Raw genomic sequence first — 19,029 nt, 5'->3', positions numbered from 1 at the left:
AGGCTTTAGAATAAGCTACCCTGCACTGGCTGCGGAATGATGTGCGGGGCTGGTACTGCAACACCACTTAGTGCCTGGAGCTTCTCCAGAAAATGCTGCGTCCAGACGGGTGTGTGCATGATGTCTTTCTGGTGGACGAAAAAGTACACCGTTTGCAGCCCCTGTTGCAGCCACTCCGCAATGCGCGTAGCCCAGATATCGGCGCGCTGGTAGTCGGAGTTGATGAGGCCGTGGCCATTGAAGCGAATAAAGGCAGTAGGCGTGGTCAAGCGCATGGCCAGCACGTCGCGGCGGCCGGCTACATCTGAAATAACCAGGGTTTTGTTGAGCGCTTCGAGCATGGCGGCCACGGCGGCAAACGCTACTTTGTCGGTGTACCAGCCCGGATGGCGTAGCTCCACGGCCAGCGGTATGTCGGCCGGAAAGTCGAGCAGGTAACGCTCCAATCGGCTCAGATGCTCGGGCCCGAAAGTAGGCGGCAGTTGCAGAAAGCACCATCCCAGGCGCTCGTTTAACTCCCGGATGGAACGGCAAAAGCTGATGGTCAAGTCATCGACGTTGTAGAGCGCTCGGTCGTGGCTAATTACCTGGGGCAGTTTGGGGCAGAACCGGAACCCTACAGGCACAGCATCGCGCCACTTGCGCACGGTGGGCGCATCCGGAATGCGGTAGTGCGTGGTGTTCAGCTCCAAGCTATTGAACTGGCGGGCGTAGTGGTGCAGGTAGTCGGCGTCGCGGATACCGGCCGGAAAGTATGAGCCAAGCCACGCCTTGTTGGTCCAGATGGGGCACCCAACAAATACCTGCGGCGCAACAGGCGCAGCCGCGGCGCGGGCCAGCACAGCAGCAGTATCAGGGTGGTCGGGGGGTAAACGAAAATCTACGTAACGCAGGTCGGAAAGACGGCCAAAATCCATACAGCAAATTACGCTGAAATGAATTGGCAGCCTATGCTTGGGGTAGAGGTGACCCTAAAATGTTGACTGCTTTTCACCGTATGTGCCCACTTGCGGGAAGCTATACGGTGGAATAGATGAGGGCTAGCCTGGCAGCGCGGAGCCGCTTGGCTGACCTTCGCAATGAGGTGTCCAACACGCCACCGAACCACCGTTACGGCCTAACTACCACTTGCTGCTTTTTGCACAGCTCTCACCTTGGCGGCGAGTAGGCGCCTGTTCTATCCTTATGAAAATTCCGTGACATATGCAAGCAGTTGGAAAACCCAAAACCAGTCAAGTCCGAGAAAAAAAATTGCCGACCGATAATCTTATTTTTTTGAGCGCAACCAAGCTGTCTATTAATAGTGCAAATAACGCCTCAAGTAAACACAAACCACACTTTGGCTATTTTGCATTCAATAAACTAAATGCAAATATTATTGTAAAAGGACAATTTTAAAGTCCGGTTCAGGCGCTTCTAGGGGTGAAGCATGGTGTTAGTTTCAAAGTCCCTGTTAGATTTGGTTATTAACCAACACAGCGTATCGATGAATTTGACCTTACGACTGAGTGCTTCGGGCTTGATGGGTGTTTTGTACTTTTCAATTTTGTCGCTCTTCTCACCGCAGGCTCACGCCATGCGGCCTAACAGCGACGATGACAAGAATCCAGCACTTGCGGCCCGCCGAGCGGCGGTGTTGCGAGGACGGGCTTCCTGGTACGGAAGAGAGCATCAGGGCCTGCGCACCAGCAGCGGGGAGCGGTTCGACCGCAACAAATTCACTTGCGCACACAAGACTTTACCCTTCGGCACCAAGCTGCGCGTTACCAATCTTGAAACGCAAGCATCGGTGGTCGTTCGGGTGTCCGACCGAGGGCCCTTCCGGCACCAGCGCATTCTAGATCTTTCCGAAATTGCGGCTCGCCCGTTGGGCATTGTCGAGCACGGCGCCGTATCGGTGCTGGCCGAAATAGTGCCCGAGGATGTACCACTTGGGCCTAGCGAAGCCCCCGCCGACTTGGCTGCCCTAGCTGAAGATCCAACCATCGGGACGGAAGCAGGCATGCACACTAATATCCGTACGGGCGCCACGGAAGCCGATGATGTGGCCTTGCTCCCAGAGCCCGCCGCCACCTATGTAGTACAAGCCGGTACGTTCGGCGACGTTCGCAATGCGCAAGCCATGATTGACCGAATCCAAAGCCTCGACCCGAAGCTGCTGGTTACGACCGTGGCAGCAAACACGCCGGAAGGCAAGACGCTGAATAGGGTAGTTGTAGGCCGCTTCGCTACGCCCGCAGAGGCCAAAGCAATTTGCCAGCGCCTAGCGAAAGTCGGCGTGATTGGGTTGGTTCGCCAGGGCGAAAACCTGTAAACGACTGCATGGTAAGGCGAAGCCGTTGGCACTAGGTGCTAACGGCTTTTTCTATATAGCCTTGGTCCGATTATTGGACCCTCACCTTGGTTCAATAATTCACGCTCTTTTTACAGCAAATGAAAAAATTATTTCTGCTAGGTATAGCCTGTGCTATGTCTGCATCTTCTATGGCCCAAACTGAAAAGGGCAACAAATACATAGGAGCAAACATTGGCAACGTCAGCTATACTGATGTCGATTCTAGAACCAATATAGGAGCAACATTAACTCCGTCAGCGGGTGTATTTATCGCTGACAATTTGTTATTAGGCACTGGCTTACCGTTGAGTTATGCCAGGAGTAGCGACAAAATAGGATCTGGCAAAACTATAAATCGTAATATAAGTTATGGCCTCACTCCTTATGGCCGCTACTATTTCGCAGGCACTAATGCACATCGTTTTTTCGGTCAGGTAGAAGGCGGTATTTCACGATTCAACTACTATTACAATTCAGAAAACTCTGTAGCATCGCCTGCTGTTCAGCGCCAAAACGCTACTGCCTTCAACTATGGAGGAGTTCTAGGTTACAATTATTTCCTGACTCCAGGAGCTGCTTTAGAAGTAATGGCTGGTTACAAGCGTTATGATTCATTTAATGTCTTTGATTCTAACCGTCAGCAAAGCACAGGCGTATTAAACGTAACGGCAGGTTTCGCCGTCTTTTTGCCTTCCAAGCTGCCGACTACTTCTCCTGCTCAGTAAACAAGTATTAAGCATACATTGACGCGGCACGCAACTCATCTTGGGGTTTGCGTGCCGCGTTTTTTTGTCGGATGTTGTGGGGCGGACTTACTTTCCTGCCTGACTTATGCTGCGTTACGTTCGGGCCTTGCTGGCCACCGTTGTTGCCCTGGCCTTTACGTGGGTACTAAATACCAAGCACGGCGACATCCCGCCGTTCGGCAAGTTTTTAAGCCCATTCCGAGGCTTTTGGCAGAACGGGGAAACGGCTGATGCCTTACCCGCGCAGCAAACGCTCCGCCTGCCGGGTCTCCAACAGCCCGTGCAAGTACGCTTCGATGACCAGCGGGTGCCGCACATCTTCGCCCAGAACGACCACGACCTGTACTACACCCAAGGGTACCTCACGGCCCAAGACCGGCTGTGGCAGATGGACTTCATTGTGCATGTAGCCAGCGGGCGGCTTGCCGAAATAGTGGGGCCCGCACGGCTAGAAACCGACCGGTTTTTCCGCCGGATGGGCATGGGGTTTGGGGCCCGCAAGTCGCTGGATGCCGCCATGGCCGACCCCGTGACGCGCACCGTCCTGACTTCTTATTCCGACGGGGTAAATGCCTACATCGGCACGCTCACCCCCCGCACGATGCCATTCGAGTACAAGCTGCTTGATTACACACCGGAGCCGTGGGAGCCGCTGAAAAGCGCTTTTATTCTGAAGTACATGGCGTTCGACTTGAGTGGCCGCTCCGATGACTTACGCATGAGCAACGCGCTGGCAACGTATGGGGCCGACGTGGTGAAGGACTTGTTTCCGGACTACCCGACCCGCGAAGACCCGATTATACCCGTCGGGACGCCGCTGGATTTCCAGCCCCTCCCGCTACCGGCCACGCCACCTGGCTTTGCGGCCACTATGTCCAGCAAAACGCCGCAGCACGAACCCGACCCCGAACTAGGCTCCAATAACTTTGCAGTGAGCGGGGCGAAATCGGCCTCAGGCTATCCGCTGCTGGCCAACGACCCGCATTTGCAGCTTAACCTGCCTAGCATTTGGTATCAGGTGCAGTTGGCAGCTCCCGGTGTGAACGTGTATGGGGTCAGTATTCCAGGGGTGCCTTTCGCTATTATCGGCTTCAACGAGCAAGTGGCCTGGGGAGTCACCAACGTGGCCGCCGACGTGATGGACTGGTACCAGCTGAAATTCCGCGACAACAGCCGCCGGGAGTACTGGCACGATGGGCGCTGGAAACCGGTGCGCCGCGTGGTAGAGCGCATCAAAGTACGCGGCCAGCCCGACCGCCTCGATACCGTGCTTTACACCCACCACGGCCCCGTCGTGTACGACAAGCCCGAGAAGCCATTCTTGCTGCAAACGCCCATTGCCCACGCCATGCGCTGGACCGCCCACGACGCGGCCAACGAGTACCAAACCTTCTACCGCCTCAACCGCGCCCAAAACTACCAAGACTACACTGCTGCCCTGAGCACCTACGGCACCCCAGCGCAGAACTTCATTTTCGCTAGTGCCACTAAGGATATTGCCATTTGGCCCAATGGTCACTTCCCCCTGAAATGGCGCAACCAAGGCAAGTTTATCCTGGATGGCACCGACCCCGCTTACGACTGGCAGGGCTGGATTCCGGCCACTCAGAATCCACACGTGAAGAACCCGCCGCGCAACTTTGTGTCGTCGGCCAACCAGTTTTCCACCGGCCCCGACTATCCGTACTACCTGAACTGGAACTACGGCGACGGCAGTTACGACCGGGCCCACCGCATCAATCAGCGGCTGGCCAGCATGACCCAGGCCACGCCCGACAGCTTGCGCGTGCTGCAAAACGACAACCTCAACCTCAACGCGCAGCTGATACTACCCACCCTGCTGCGCGTATTGAACAACAAAGCCGTGGCGCCCCCCGCACCCAACTCGCCAGAACACGCGGCGTTGCAGCTACTCAGCCAATGGAACTACCGCTACGAGGCCGACGCAACTGCCCCCAGCATCTTCGACTTGTGGTACGGCAACTTAGTGAAGCGACTCTGGGACGATGATTTCGGGACCACGCCAGAACGCCCGATGCGTTACCCTGCCCGTGACCGAACCAACACCCTCCTACTGCAAGAAGCCAGTGCCCCGGCCAACCCATCCGGCAAGCAAGCTTCCCCGTGGATAGATGACCGCCGCACCCCCGAACGCGAAACGCTACACGATTTAGTGTATCAATCCCTTCACTTCGCCACCGATTCTTTGACGCGCAAATACGGTTCTATGAGCCCCGAATGGGCCTGGAAAAACCAGAAGAGCACCGACATTCTGCACATGCTTCTGCTCCCCGGCTTCGGCCACATGGATCTGGATTGTGGCGGCGGCGCGGGCATCGTGAATGCTACCACCGAGCGCACGGGCCCATCTTGGCGGATGGTGGTGGCCCTGGGGCCGCAGGTGAAAGCCTACGGCGTGTTTCCGGGCGGGCAAAGCGGCAACCCTGGCTCCGCGGCCTACGACGATATGTTGGAAACTTGGCGCGTGGGCAAACTAAACGAACTGGTTTTTCTGCGCAACGCCGGAGAGCCCAATCGCCGCGTACGGGTCTCCTGGATGTTATCTAAATAGCCTTTCTCCTGTATGCTACTCTTCGTCTTGATTTTGGTGCTGGCATTCGTAGGGCAACTTTTCCTGCCGTGGTGGGTGATAACGCTGCTATGCTTCGGGCTGGCTGCCTGGCGCGGGCTTTCCGGTGGCCGCTCGTTTTTGGCTGGCTTCCTGGGTATCGGCTTGGGCTGGGTGCTGCTGGCTGGCTGGCTGAGTGTCCGCAACGACGGGTTGTTGGCGCACCGCGTGGCGCAACTGCTGCCCTTGGGTGGGCAGGGCTGGCTGTTGGTGCTGGTAACGGCCGTGCTAGGTGGCCTGGTAGGTGGGTTGGCAGCACTAGCCGGGGCGTGGCTCCGCCAAGCCGCTGTGGCGCCAACCCACAGCAGCTAACTTCCCTAAACGTGGATGCAAACAGCTACCTACTAGCCGGGTAGCGTGCCTGCCAGACGACAGGTGAGCCTGAGCCTGGCAGGCACATTGACCTCTACTTTGCTTTGACTATCCTAAAGCGCTTGGCTTCCGTGCCGGACCCGACCATCAGCGTGTAGACGCCCGCATTCAGCGTTCCACCCAAGCTTACTGGTTCCCCCGTCGGCAAATCCTCCAAAAACAGTAGTTCTCGGCCCACCATATCGTACACTCTCACGGGCAGCTTGCGTGGGACTCTTCCTTGCACGTGCACCGTAAACTGGTCGGTGAACGGGTTGGGGTAGCAGCTAACAACGAGCGACTGATACCCAACAGCGGTTGAGGTGGCAGGTAAAGCCGACGCACTAGTAGTGACTGGCAGAGCCGCCGAATTGCTACTTGCTCCTCTTGCATGCGCATAGGTTACGCGGAAGCGAACAGTTCCGGCAATGCCTGCCGTTCCGCCTCCGGGCCTTGCGTAAGGCGTTGCAACCAACGTATAATTGCCAGCAAGTGGTAGCCAGCCCGCTTTTTTACCGGGAGACTTCTTGATTGCCTCGTGCGGCTCCTGTTTGTCTGTGTAGTCGGATCTTTGGGCACCCGTCAATACAAACTCCACTCTCCCTATAGTAGTAGTAGCCGCATTGGTAATGGCCCTAATGTTGAAGCTGGTGGTGGGGTAAGCGGCCAAGTTGAGGGTTTCGCCTTCCGTTATGAATTGTAGTATTTGCTCGGTGTCGTCGTTCACTAAAGCAAAGCGGAGCACCTGTGGTCCAGTGGAAACTGCCGGATTTACGATGATGGTTACCTCGTCTGACGCACTGGCGTTGGTGTTGTCGGTTACTGTCAGCCGAAACGTGTAACTACCAGCGGTCAAGTTGCTCACCGTTAGGTTAGGCGTATCTGCGCCCCGTACGCTCGCGCCCGCACCGCCTACTTGCGTCCAGTTGTAGCTACTGATCGAGCCATCTGGGTCGGCACCTGTGCCACGCAGCGTAGCCGTAGCGGTAGGCAGCGTGAGGGTGATGTCGGCACCGGCATTGGCTACTGGTGGCTGGTTAACGGGAGAACTACAATCGGGGTATAATGCCACCTCGCTTGTTGCGGCTAGCCCCAATGCGTCGGTTACCTTCAGGCTGATGGTATAATGGTACACTTCCGAACCGCAACCCAGCGGAGAAGTGGTAGTGCTGGCCTGGGGTGTAGTAACAATAGGTTCTGGGTGCGAGTGGTCGTCGTGGTGCAGCGTGGTCTGCCACTGGTAAGAGAGTTGGCTGCTGCTGTGCTCTTGGTCGGAAGCACTGGCTTGCAAGGTGTAGGTCGCTTGGCCGGTAAGTGGGTATTTGGTGCCAACAGCCGGGCTAGTAATTGCCACTTGCGGAGGCGTGTTGTTGGCCGAGATAACAAGAGAAGTTTGGCCAGCGCTGGTAGCGTCTCTGACCGTTAGGGTTACGTTGTAATTTGTTGGCTGCCCGGAAGCGAATGTATGCGAAGGGTTCACCGCCGTGCTGGTTGCACCATCCCCGAAGTTCCATAAGTAGGTTAGGTTCGGGCTGTCTACATCATACGAAGCGCTGCCGGTGAACTGCACGGTTAGGGGGCCACTTCCGTACGTCTTGTTGGCCGAGGCCACGGCTACCGGGGAAGTGCTAACCGGAGCGTGGTACACCACTTTTCTGATTTCCGACGGATAGAAGTTCACGTAGTACAAGCCACCTTCCGTAGGGTGCGTGGCCATGGCTACCACAATGGCCCCCTGATCGACGAAATTGCGAACGGCTACTGGTTTGTTGTTGCCATCTACGCTTAAGCTGCGAATCCACCCGCCTGGATAATCCCCAATAAAACAGGTGTTTCGGTACTCCGCAGGAAAATCGTTGTGCGGATAAAAGACGCCCCCCATGGCCGAACTACCCCCAAACTGCGGCCCGGAAACTGGCGAACCTGACGCCCCAATATTGATTTCGCTGGCCATATTACCAGTGAAAATACCGGTTCGGGAAGGTCCGGTGCCTTGGTGGTTCCAGTCGATGAGGGGGCGGCTATGCACAAAGGTGGGAGTACTAGCCGGAATAACCTGGCCCGTAGCACAGGGATTGGCAAATGTAGCTGAGCCCGTTGGCGTCTCCTGGGTAATCAAATCCTGGAAATAGTAGTAGGGCTGCGCGCAGCCCCCACTGGTGGGGGCATATCGATTAGCTGTTCGCGCGTACCAGTAGCCGTCTTGCTGCGTTAAGCCCTCAAATAACGGCCAACCAAAGTTCATCCCTGGTCTAACGGCCGCATTAATTTCCTCCCACGAATTGTTGCCCACGTCTCCAATGTAGAGAACACCGGGGTCTGTAGCGCTGCCCGTCCCAGGTTTGAGCGTCATGCGGAACGGATTTCGCAAGCCAAGCGCCCACACTTTGGATTTCACCGAATTTGGTGCTGAAGACTGGTAAAACGGATTGTTGGGTAGCCCGTTTCCGGTCATTGGGTCAATACGCAGCACTTTTCCACTGTAGCTTTCCAGTTGTTGCGCGCGCAACGCCCCGACGTTCTGCTCCTGCGAAATGATGCCGTCTATCAAACCCTGGGCGTAGTATGTTTCGCCCGCACTTCCAACGTCGTTGCTGTCGAAGCTCGCCCCGTCGCCAGAAGAAACAAGCAAGCTGCCATCCGTTCCGAACACCAAGCTGCCAGGGCCATGGCTTGTGTGCAAGATGGCAATGCCCGTCTGGGGGGTGGCCCCAATCAGAATGGTGCGGCTGGAGAGGTCCACCGCATAACCTTCCGCTGTTCTCGTGGCCCGATAACGGGTTAGGCGGTTGATGGTAGCATTGTAGTATTCATCGGCAGTCGAACTGTAGCTGGGCGTACCGTAATGCATCAGATGATGTCGGTCGACGGTGTAGAGCACGTAGAAATAGCCGTTCGTGGCAAAATCGGGGTGCAATGCAAAGCCCAGCAGCCCAAAGTCGCGCCACCCGCCTACCTCTTCACTGATATCAAGCAGCAGGTGCTTTTGCCCGTTTCTGACTGTCCATACTGTACCCGGTCTTTCCCAAACGAAAAGGTCACTGCCGGTTCTATTGAAAGTAAGACCCACTGCTTCGTTCCAACCCGTCGATTCAACAACAGAGGAAAAACCAGCGGGAGGTGCCTGAGCGAAGAGGGGTTGCCCATTCAAGCACAGAAAGCATAGGAATGCGAGTAAAAGTTTGTTTTTCATGAGCAAAGGAGTTGTACATGGAAGAATAGGGTGTGGAAAGAAGAGGTGATAGAAGGAGCTACTGGATTTTACAGGGCAAGGCACAGCCATTCATGCTTGCTTTTTGGGCGAGCATGTCACATGAATTCAGAATGGGGAGTAGATAAAAGGCTACTTCTTAGCCGCTACTTCACTATACCCAACGCCAGCCCCTCACGCTTTTTTGGAAAAAGCTTTTTGCATCTATTAAATATTTTTCTGTCTTCGCACTGCATGATAATGCAAATAATAATTTAAATTATACAGTTAAAGCAAATATTTTTACGCTACTAATGCGGCGTTGTCGGTCTATCCTATTCAGACTTTATTCAGCTTCTTTAATATAAAGGAAGCAGCCGGAATAGTGCTATTGGGGTACGTAAAGGGCATCATAGTATTTAGCGATTATGACGCGCTATCGCCCCGTTAAAGGGCTATTCGCTTGAAGCCTTGCTAACGCACCACACAAGCGGTTCTGTTTTACTGAGGCTAGGCTTATGATGCAACTTGTAGATGTAGATCTACTACAACGTTGGTTTCCTTCTGGGCTTTATTTACATGCGCCCATCAAGCCTACAGACCTACGCTCGCACAGCTAGCACTCTATTGCAGACTGACAATTCAGTAGTGCCCATGTTCTCTGGAGGATAACTATGCATCGTTTAGTGGCTTCCAACCAAAACGCCCACCCATGCATAATGCACAAGGTGGGCGTGAACACAGATACCGACTATCACCGGAAAGCTACTCCGCGGCAATTTGAGCGCTCTTCACTTTAACAGCACTATAGCTCATTTGCGGGAAAGCCACTCTTAATACTGCGAGATGAAGCCTAGCGCTTCCAGTGTGTATTGTGCCACCGAAGTGAAATGGTTGCCCCCTTGGATGGGATGCAGTGTAACTTGGCTGGCACCGCGGGCACGCATGGCTTTGTAAGCGTCTTCGGAGTTGAAGTACGGCACGTAATCGTCGGCGGTGCCGTGGAAAAGGGCTAGTGGCGCTTTGGGCTGCCAGTCGTAGATGTCGTTGTCGCGGAAGGCAGCAGCCATGGCAGCATCCGTGTTATTGAGGACGCTGGTGCGGAAGCCGTTGGTAAACAGCTGGCTGGGCTGCTCGGGTACTTCGCTGAAAGGATCGGCTTGCAGCTGCCCGGCCCAAGGCTGGTTGAAGTAGTAAGCAAGGGGCCGGTTGATGTTGTACACCCGGTTGTAGGTATCGAGCACCCACACGTAGGAACTCAGGAAGTTCAGCGGCTGGTTGGAGTTGAGAATGTAGGTAGCAAAGGCCGTTTTGTGGTAAGCGCCAGCTCCCGGTGCACTGGCCGTTACGGCAAATTCTGCCGGAAACTGTTCTTCTATCAACTTGTGCAGCGCCATGGTGGCATAGCCACCTTCGGAATAGCCCAACAGGAAATTCTTCTTGTTGAGTGCTACCTTTTCTTTCTGACAAAACTCTTTGGTGGCCCGCATCATATCCAGCGAAGCCGACGCCAGAGACGGCGCGTGCTCATACGGGTGCGGCAGGGCCTTGGAAGCACCGTAGCCGATGTAGTCGGGGGCTACCACCACGTAGCCGGTGGAAGCCAGCACCGATACCGCCGAATATACCTCGCTGCTGGAACGGTAGTAAGACGGCGCCCGCTCTTCATCAGCGGGGTTGATGGTGCCGTGCTGGTAGCTAAGCAACGGTAGCGCCTGCGTGCTAACAGGCACCAGAATAGCTCCCGAAGCCGTGACCTGCTGCCCGTCGGTGTTGCGGGTGGTGTAGGTTAGCTTATACACCTTGATGGGGTAGCGCACCAGCGCCCCCACCAGCGGGATACCGGACACGCGGCTGGCCAGTACGGTTGGGCTGTATTCTCCAATCAGGGTGCTGCTAACTAAGTGGGTTTCGGCGGCAACGGGCGCCTCAGGCTGCGGCGAAGGTTCTTTGGTGCAGCTGCCAGCGGCTACGCTCAACCCGCCCCATAGCAGTAAGGCAAGGCGTAGTCGGCGAAAATCAGGTTTGGTGAAGGACACAGTAAAAAACTAAGGTGGAATATCGTCCTCATAACACCAGACGCACCAAAAAACTTCCAATCCGCTCCCAGAAATCCAACTCTCTTGCTCCCCTACCACTGCGTAGATAAATACTACTATTCCAATCAGGCTAACAGCGCGCAGTACGCTTTGTATCAAGATTTTCCGTCATACCTAATTTTTTAGTTGTATAACTAATAATTTAGTTATACATTCAACTCATCAACACCTTCTCTATGCAAACTTTCCCCGAACTAACCAGAGCCGAAGAGCAGGTGATGCAGGTATTATGGCAGCGTGGCCCTTCCTATGTGAAGGAAGTGCTGGCCGAAATGCCGGCACCACCGCCCGCTTACAACACGGTATCCACCATCATCCGCATTCTGGAGCAAAAAGGCTTTGTGGGCCACGAAGCCTTTGGGCGCACCCACCGCTACTATGCTCTGGTGGCCCAAGACGACTACCGGCGCTTCTCGTTGCGCAAGCTGCTCGGCGGGCACTTTGGAGGGTCGTTCAGCCGCTTGGTGTCGTTTTTCGCCAAGGAAGAAGACCTGGATGCCAAACAGCTAGAAGAGCTACTTCGACACGCGCAGCAAGACCGTAACGCCACCGATGATGTTATTCCCAACGACAACCGCCCTGCTTGACTGGATGTGGCAAAGCACGCTTTGCCTCGGAGCGTGCTGGCTGCTCTTTCAGCTGCTGCGCCAAGAGCCTTGCTTCCACTACAACCGCCGGTTCCTGCTTTTCACACCGTGGTTAGCCCTATTGCTGCCGGTGCTGCTAGCTAGTGCCGCACCCTTGCTGAGCAGCTGGCTACCTTCTAACGAGGCTCCCACCATCTTGCTTACCCCATCGGTTACGCTCCCGGCTGTGCGCATTGGCAGTTCGGTTTCGGCCTCTACGCTGTGGTGGACGTGGCTGCCGCTGGTGTATGGGGCCGGCGTGCTGCTCTGGCTGGCAAGATTAGGCGGACAATTGGTGCTGCTTTGGCTCAAAACCCGCCAATTGCCCCACGAAAAACGGGAGGATTTCACCGTGATTCAAACCAGTGGCAGGCTGCCTATCAGTTCCTTCGGGCGGCTGGTGTTCTGGGACGAAACAGCTGCCCTCACCTCTGCCGAGGCCACTCAAATACTACAACACGAGTTGGTGCATGTGCGCCAAGGTCACACCCAGGAGCGGCTACTCCTAGAGGTAGCGCGGGCCGTGCTCTGGTTCAACCCGTTCGTGCATTTCTATTCTCGAGCCCTGGATTTAACGCACGAGTTCATTGCTGATGCGGCCGTGCTGCACGGTGCCACTCCCGGAGCGCCTACCGCCTACGCGTCGTTGCTGGCCCGCCTTACGCTGCGGCGGCTGCACCCTTATCTGCCACTTGCCCATTCATTCACTCAATCCCAAACCCTTATCCGTATTGCCATGCTACACTCTTCTCGTTCTGCGCGCCGCTGGAAACAGTGGCTGTTACTGCCGGTAAGCGCTATGCTGCTCTTTACATTCGCCTGTGAGCAGGCAGCCGAGCCGAATACCCCAACGGCCGCCGCTACTTCAGCTGACAGTAAGGAAGCTCCACCGGCACCTCCAGTGCCCTTGGCTGGCCCATCATCACCAGTTGCTGGAGTGTACCAATATGTAGAGGAAATGCCGGAATATGCAGGCGGAATGACGCAGCTCTTAACCGACTTAATGCAACAGCTCCGGTATCCGCAAGCCGCGTTGGCTGCCGAAGTGGAAGGCCGCGTGTTTGTCTCGTTTGTTGTAGATGAAAATGGCCACGTGCAGGCAGTCAAAATTCAGAAAGGCCTGACTGCTCCCAACGCTTCAGCGGCAGTTATCAAGGAAATGAATGATGCCTCTGTGGCAGCCGTGCGCAACTTACCCGGCAAATGGACTCCAGGTAAGCAGGATGGCAAAGTGGTAAGCGTTTCCTACACAGTACCCATAAGCTTTGCTTTGCAGCAAGCCAAGGCAACACTTCCCGACAAATCCGTTGTGCCTATCACGTATCCGGCCTCACCGCAACAGTAGGTACCTTTAGGAAAAGGTGGCTGTAAGCAGCCACCTTTTTCACTCTGCTGTCCTGCTGGATGCTTTCGATGACCTACCTAAGCTCTACTATTATAATGCAAAATTAATCCGGTATTTCACTATCCAAAAGCTACTTTGGTTGTTTACTTAGCTGCTTTCCATCACACGTTCTGTTAGTGCTTGCTTTCTGTTCTGCTTTCCGCGTTGTTTTGTTTTCACTTGCTGTAGTTGGTAAGGCCCTGCTTGTGTTCATGCTCGTGGGCTGTGAAACTCGTCCACCTAAAATGTCGGCGCTTCAGAAACCCCGCATAACGGAGGCCGACATTCGGCGCGACTCCCTCCAGGCTGATTCGGTGGCCCGGGCGGGCGGGCAGTTGCCGGGGGCTATTTTGCCCAATCATCGGATTGTGGCCTTCTATGGCAACCCGCTGCACAAAGCCATGGGCGTGCTGGGGCAGTATCCCGAAGAAGAAATGCTGCGCCGCCTGCACAAGCAAGTGGCCGACTGGCAGCAAGCCGATTCGTTGCCGGTGCGGCCGGCGCTGCACCTGATTGCCGTTATTGCCCAGCGCGATTCTGGCGCCGATGGCAAGTACCGGCAGGCCCTGCCCGACAGCGCCATTCGCCGGGTAATAGAAGTGGGCCGGCAGCAGAATGCCCTGGTGTTTGTAGATGTGCAAGTAGGCCTCAGCGACTTACAACACGAATTGCCCAAGCTGGCAAAATACCTGCAACTACCCTTCGTGCACTTGGGCATCGACCCGGAGTTTTCCATGAAGTCGGGCAGGCGGCCGGGTACGGAGGTGGGCGAGTTCGATGCCGAGGATATCAACTATGCCCGCTGGTTCTTGGCGCGCCTCGTGAGTGAGAACAAGCTTCCGCCCAAGGTGCTGGTTGTACACCGCTTCCGCCAGGATATGGTTACCAACTACAAAAACATCAAGCTCGACCCGCGCGTGCAGATTGTGATGCACATGGACGGCTGGGGCACCCCGCGCGTGAAGCGCAGTTCTTACCGCAAGTTTATCACCCAGGAGCCCGTGGAATACACCGGCTTCAAAATCTTCTACAAGAACGACTTACGCGCTAAGTCTCGCCTCATGACCTCGCAGGAAGTGGCAGACCTCAAGCCCAGCCCCCTCTACATCCAGTACCAATAGCGCAGCCTGCTGGGAGGAGTTTATGGCCCCTGACTAAGGCCGAGAAACCCGGTTTCAGTCAATTGCAAACTCGAAATACTATCCTGAATCCGGCTACTGCCGAGGGAATAAAAGTGTAACTTTCCGGCACTTTCCCTTTTCCTCTTAGCCTCTTTCAGTGCGGTATATCTCTTCTCTTAGTATGCTATTGTCGGGCTTGGGCCTGGCACTTACGCTCACCACGTTGCCGGGTTGTGGCTCCCGCTCCGGCACCGAATCGGCCACCTCCAACGCCGCTGCCGACACCACCAAACCCGCCGTAGTAGATACGCTGGCGCTGAAACGCCAAGCCATGCGCCGCGACTCCCTCAAGGCCGACTCTATCACGCGGGCCGGCGGGCAGCTGCCGGGTGCTATCCTGCCCGGGCACCGGATTGTGGCGTTTTATGGCAACATCCGGGCGAAGGGCATGGGCATTTTGGGCCGCGAGCCGAAAGAGCAGATGTTCCGCAAGTTCGAGAAGGTGCTGAAAGAGTGGCAAGACGCAGAGCCAGGCCTACCGATTCAGCCCGCGCTGCATAACGTAACCATCACGGCGCAAGGCGCGGCCGGCTCCGATGGCAAGTACCGCCTGATGAACTCCAAGGCCACCATCGAGGAAGTTATTTCCTGGGCCAAAGAGCACAAGTGCATCATATTCCTTGATGTGCAAGTGGGACTCAGCGACTTGGAGCACGAATTGCACAAGCTAGAGCCCTACCTCAAAGACCCCATCGTGCACTTGGGCATCGACCCAGAGTTTGCTATGGCCACCAAAGGGGTGCGCCCAGGTAAGAAAATCGGCACCTACGATGCTAAGGACGTGAACTACACCATCAACTTCCTGGCGCGCATCGTGAGCGAAAACAAGCTCCCGCCCAAAGTGCTGACGGTACACCGCTTCACGCAGGGCATGATTACCAACTACAAGAACATCAAGCTCGACCCGCGCGTGCAGGTGGTGATGCACATGGACGGCTGGGGCAACCCGACGCTCAAAAAGGATTCCTATAAAGCGTATATCGAGAAGCAGCCCGTGCAGTACACCGGTTTCAAGCTGTTCTACGAGTACGATGCCCGGCCGGCTCCCCACCACATCATGACGCCCAAGGAAGTACTGGCCGAGCTGAACCCGAAGCCGTTGTACATTCAGTACCAGTAGATAGGGTGAGAGGGTAAGAGTTTAGGCGGTTCATTTCTTGCCTTTACTTTATCTCGAAGCTAGTAACACCCCATACAACTACTACTGAACACAAAAAGCCCCAACCGAGACTCGGTTGGGGCTTTTTGATGACCAAAGAATTTCTAAGCTCACATCCTACACCTTAGTGCGCGGCGTTGAGGTCGATGGCTTCGCCGCGGCGGGCGCGCTTAATGAACAGCACCAGCGGCAGGCAGACGACGAAGAAGAGGCCAATCATCGTAAACACCTGGGAGTAGGTGATGATGGATACCTGCTTCATCAAAATGCCTTCGAGGGCCGCGTAGGCCTGCTGTCGGGCTTGCTCCAGGGGGAAGCCGCGCGACATAAAGTTCTGGGTGAAAGCCTGAATACGCTGTACGGTGTCGGTGTCGTAGAGCGAGATGTTGGCCAGCGGGCCGATGCGGTTCTGGGCGATGCTACGCTCCAGGTACGTGCCCACAATAGCCACCCCGAACGAACCACCCAGCTGACGAATCATACCGGTGAGGCCGGCCGCTTGCCCGGCGTCTTTACCGCTCAAGCCTGCCAAACTCATGGTGGTAATGGGCAGGAAGATCAGGCCCATACCCAAGCCGCGCACCATCAGCGGCCAGAAGAAGTCTGACTCGCCGGCCGTTGGCGAAATGATGCGAGCCATCCAGAACGTGAAGACGAAGAAGATGAGGAACCCCACTGGAATCATGTATTTCTGGGGCACTCCGGCTTGCAGCATTTTGCCAATTACTGGCATCATCATACCCGAAGCCAGCGCGCCGGGCAGCAGAATATAGCCCGTTTGGGCGGCGCTAAAGCCTAGAATGCGCTGCGTGAAAATCGGGAAGATGAACACCGAAGCGAACATCCCGAACCCCAGCACAAACGACAGCACGGCCCCTACCGCCAAGTTACGGCTTCGGCCTAGTATCCGAAGGTCCACAATGGGCTGCCGGGCCGTCAACTCGCGCCACACGAAGCCGATAATACCAATGGCCGCCAGCACCGCAAAGCTGTTGATGTAGGCACTTTCAAACCAGTCTTCGGTTTCGCCCTGCTCTAGTACCAGCTGCAAAGAGCCAACGCCCAGAATCAGCAGGAAAATACCGGCCCAGTCGATTTGGCTGAGAGGCCGCGGAATGGCGTTCTTGATGCGCTCCGGGTCGCGGATGAAGAGCATCGTGAAGATAGAGGCCAGAATGCCCACGGGTACGTTCACGTAGAAAATCCAGGGCCAGTCGTAGTTGTCCACGATGTAGCCGCCCAGCGTCGGGCCGATGGTTGGGCCGATGATGACGCCCATCCCGAACAGGGCTTGGCCCAGAGGAAGTTGCTTGGGTGGGAAGGTGTCCACGAGGATAGCCTGTGACGTAGCCATCAGGGCGCCCCCGCCAATCCCTTGAATGAAGCGGAAAGCCACCAGCTCCCAGATATTGGTGCTTTGGCCGCAGGCAATAGAGGCCAGCGTGAAGATGACCACCGACACGAGGTAGTAGTTTTTGCGGCCGAACTGCTCGGCCAGGAAGCCCGTCATCGGAATGACGATTACGTTGGCAATGCCATACGAGGCAATTACCCAGGTTACCTCCTGTTGCGTAGCCGAAAGGTTACCCATCATCTGGGTGAGAGCCACGTTCACAATGCTGGTATCAATAAGCTCCAGCAAGCAGCACATCACCACCGTAATGACGATGATCCACTTGGTAAATCCGGTTTCCATGAATGGTGATGTTGTGAAATGGTGAAGTTGTGAAATGACAGTTTTTATAGCTCACTAGCCTATTTCTACTTCACCGTATGTATAAATGACGACTTGCCACAATCCTCCGCTCAACTATCCTTCAAGGAAGACCTCCGCGTACGAACCAAGCAAGCATCAGTGCGACTAATTCGGCTGTTTCAGCAGTTGCCGCGCACTGGTGAGGCAGCTATTCTGGGCAAAAATTGCGGCGTTCCGCTACGTCTGCAGTTGCTAATTTTTGTGCCGCCTGCCGGGGCCGCTCGGCCGCCGAATGGTACGCCAAGCGATGCATCTGCGTGGAAGAAGCCGACGAAACATTGTTTTGGCTTGAGCTACTTGGTGGTGCTGGCGTCTTTCCCAAAGCCCGCTTAGCAGATCTGGAAAAGGAATATCAAGAAATGGTATCCATTTTAGCCGGTATCCACAAAAAGGCAAAAGCGAGATTAGGAAAGGTGAATCTGTAAAGCGGGACAACTCACACCTTCACCTTTCACCACTTCCCTACTTGACCTTCACCGTAGCTACCACGCTCATACCGGCGCGGAGGGGATGCTCGGGGTCCACTTTATCGAGGACGATTTTGACGGGTACGCGCTGGGTTACTTTCACGAAGTTACCGCTGGCGTTGTCGGGAGGAAGCAGCGCGAAACGGGCGCCGGTAGCAGCCGACAACGACTGAATTTTGCCCTCGAACTCGCGGCCGGGATAGGCGTCCACTTCTATCTTCACGGGCTGGCCTTCGCGCATCTCCCCTAGCTGGGTTTCCTTGAAGTTGGCTATCACCCAAGTTTGCTCGCTAGCCACTAAGCCCATCAGCTGCTGGCCTGGTGCTACCACTTGGCCCGGCTGCACGTTTTTCTTGCTCACGATGCCGTTGCCGGGCGCTGTGACGGTGGTGTAGCTGAATTGTAGCTTGGCGTTGTCGAGGTCGGCTTGGCGCTGCTTCACTACGGCTTGCGCCACAGCTACCTGCTGCTGCGCGGCAGCTACTTGCTGGCGAGCCACTTGTACCTGCCGCTGCGCCGTAGCGCGCTGGGCGCTGGTAGATTGCAGATTGGCCTGTACGGCATCATATTCACTCTGAGGAATGATGTCTTCTTTACGCAGGAATTCGCTGCGCTTCAGGTCTTTTTCCAGGCGGGCACGAGAAGCGTCGCTGACGCCAATGGTGGCTTCGGAGCTACCCACGGTGGCTTGGGCCGTAGCCACACCAGCACGGGCGGCCACTACGTTGGCTTGGGCAGCTGCCAGGGCGGCTTCGGCCGCATTCACGCGCTGCTGATAATCGGCGGCGTCAAGCGTAACAAGTACGTCGCCTTTTTTCACTTGCTGGTTGTCTTGCACTTTCACTTCCAGCACAGGGCCGCCTACGCGGGGCAGAATGGGGTATACATCCCCTTCCACCTGCGCGTCGTCGGTTTCTTCGTGCGCCTGGGCAAACTGGTACCGCTGCCAGCCGAAATAACCGCCTACCAGCAGCGCAAGGGCCAGCACAATGAGTAGGATAGGGCGTTTGGAGCGACCTTCCGGCTGCGCTTCCACTGGCTCTAGTGCGGGAGCAGCATGCGAGGGAGAAGCTACGGCCGGGTTTTGTTGAATGGTTGCCATATTA

At 55.8% G+C, this 19,029-nt stretch carries 14 protein-coding genes; 9 read left to right on the top strand and 5 right to left on the bottom strand.

The window, feature by feature from the left end; genetic code table 11:
• Window positions 1–5: 5 nt before the first annotated feature.
• Window positions 6–917, bottom strand: coding sequence for a DUF72 domain-containing protein (locus MTX78_RS01560; RefSeq protein WP_243799293.1), 912 nt, complete (start codon window positions 915–917; stop codon window positions 6–8).
• A 629-nt stretch (window positions 918–1,546) separates the two neighbouring features.
• Here MTX78_RS01560 and MTX78_RS01555 point away from each other — a divergent pair.
• The 4 genes from MTX78_RS01555 to MTX78_RS01540 all read left to right on the top strand — a co-directional run bounded on the left by MTX78_RS01555 (window position 1,547) and on the right by MTX78_RS01540 (window position 6,022).
• The gene (locus MTX78_RS01555; RefSeq protein ID WP_243799291.1) at window positions 1,547–2,314 is read left to right on the top strand and encodes a septal ring lytic transglycosylase RlpA family protein; all 768 of its coding nucleotides are present in this window, start codon (window positions 1,547–1,549) and stop codon (window positions 2,312–2,314) included.
• Between the two features lie 119 nt (window positions 2,315–2,433).
• Window positions 2,434–3,060, top strand: coding sequence for an outer membrane beta-barrel protein (locus tag MTX78_RS01550; RefSeq protein ID WP_243799289.1), 627 nt, complete (start codon window positions 2,434–2,436; stop codon window positions 3,058–3,060).
• A gap of 106 nt (window positions 3,061–3,166) precedes the next feature.
• Window positions 3,167–5,653 (top strand): penicillin acylase family protein, encoded by a 2,487-nt coding sequence (locus MTX78_RS01545; protein WP_243799287.1) that lies wholly within the window; start codon window positions 3,167–3,169, stop codon window positions 5,651–5,653.
• A gap of 12 nt (window positions 5,654–5,665) precedes the next feature.
• Entirely contained in the window at window positions 5,666–6,022 is a 357-nt protein-coding gene (locus MTX78_RS01540; protein WP_243799285.1) for a hypothetical protein, read from the top strand.
• A 94-nt stretch (window positions 6,023–6,116) separates the two neighbouring features.
• On the opposite strand, the gene MTX78_RS01535 is transcribed toward MTX78_RS01540, so the two are convergent.
• Both MTX78_RS01535 and MTX78_RS01530 read right to left on the bottom strand, forming a co-directional pair.
• On the bottom strand, window positions 6,117–9,254 hold the full coding sequence (locus MTX78_RS01535; protein ID WP_243799283.1) for a PKD domain-containing protein: 3,138 nt from the start codon (window positions 9,252–9,254) through the stop codon (window positions 6,117–6,119).
• Window positions 9,255–10,084: 830 nt separating this feature from the next.
• Window positions 10,085–11,290: an alpha/beta hydrolase family protein gene (locus tag MTX78_RS01530; protein WP_243799281.1), complete on the bottom strand. Its 1,206-nt coding sequence runs from the start codon at window positions 11,288–11,290 to the stop codon at window positions 10,085–10,087.
• A gap of 236 nt (window positions 11,291–11,526) precedes the next feature.
• Here MTX78_RS01530 and MTX78_RS01525 point away from each other — a divergent pair, with 236 nt between their 5' ends.
• The 4 genes from MTX78_RS01525 to MTX78_RS01510 all read left to right on the top strand — a co-directional run bounded on the left by MTX78_RS01525 (window position 11,527) and on the right by MTX78_RS01510 (window position 15,661).
• The gene (locus MTX78_RS01525) at window positions 11,527–11,937 is read left to right on the top strand and encodes a BlaI/MecI/CopY family transcriptional regulator (protein ID WP_243799280.1); all 411 of its coding nucleotides are present in this window, start codon (window positions 11,527–11,529) and stop codon (window positions 11,935–11,937) included.
• On the top strand, window positions 11,903–13,321 hold the full coding sequence (locus tag MTX78_RS01520) for a M56 family metallopeptidase (RefSeq protein WP_243799278.1): 1,419 nt from the start codon (window positions 11,903–11,905) through the stop codon (window positions 13,319–13,321). The genes MTX78_RS01525 and MTX78_RS01520 overlap by 35 nt, the downstream gene beginning before the upstream one ends.
• A 209-nt stretch (window positions 13,322–13,530) precedes the next feature.
• Entirely contained in the window at window positions 13,531–14,481 is a 951-nt protein-coding gene (locus tag MTX78_RS01515) for a hypothetical protein (protein ID WP_243799277.1), read from the top strand.
• Between the two features lie 181 nt (window positions 14,482–14,662).
• Window positions 14,663–15,661, top strand: a complete 999-nt coding sequence (locus MTX78_RS01510; RefSeq protein WP_243799275.1) for a hypothetical protein — start codon at window positions 14,663–14,665, stop codon at window positions 15,659–15,661.
• A gap of 163 nt (window positions 15,662–15,824) precedes the next feature.
• On the opposite strand, the gene MTX78_RS01505 is transcribed toward MTX78_RS01510, so the two are convergent.
• A complete protein-coding gene (locus tag MTX78_RS01505; RefSeq protein ID WP_243799274.1) occupies window positions 15,825–17,396 on the bottom strand; it encodes a DHA2 family efflux MFS transporter permease subunit in 1,572 nt (523 codons plus the stop codon).
• A gap of 224 nt (window positions 17,397–17,620) precedes the next feature.
• Between MTX78_RS01505 and MTX78_RS01500 the strand changes: the two genes are divergently transcribed.
• Window positions 17,621–17,881 carry a four helix bundle protein gene (locus tag MTX78_RS01500; RefSeq protein WP_243799272.1) on the top strand — a complete coding sequence of 87 codons (261 nt, stop codon included), beginning with the start codon at window positions 17,621–17,623 and terminating at the stop codon, window positions 17,879–17,881.
• A 37-nt stretch (window positions 17,882–17,918) separates the two neighbouring features.
• On the opposite strand, the gene MTX78_RS01495 is transcribed toward MTX78_RS01500, so the two are convergent.
• Window positions 17,919–19,025: an HlyD family secretion protein gene (locus MTX78_RS01495; protein WP_243799270.1), complete on the bottom strand. Its 1,107-nt coding sequence runs from the start codon at window positions 19,023–19,025 to the stop codon at window positions 17,919–17,921.
• Window positions 19,026–19,029 lie beyond the last annotated feature (4 nt).

The sequence above is a fragment of the Hymenobacter tibetensis genome (genome assembly GCF_022827545.1).
GTDB lineage: Bacteria > Bacteroidota > Bacteroidia > Cytophagales > Hymenobacteraceae > Hymenobacter > Hymenobacter tibetensis.
Note: the sequence above shows the minus strand (reverse complement) of the source record. Positions and strands in the feature narration are given on the sequence as shown.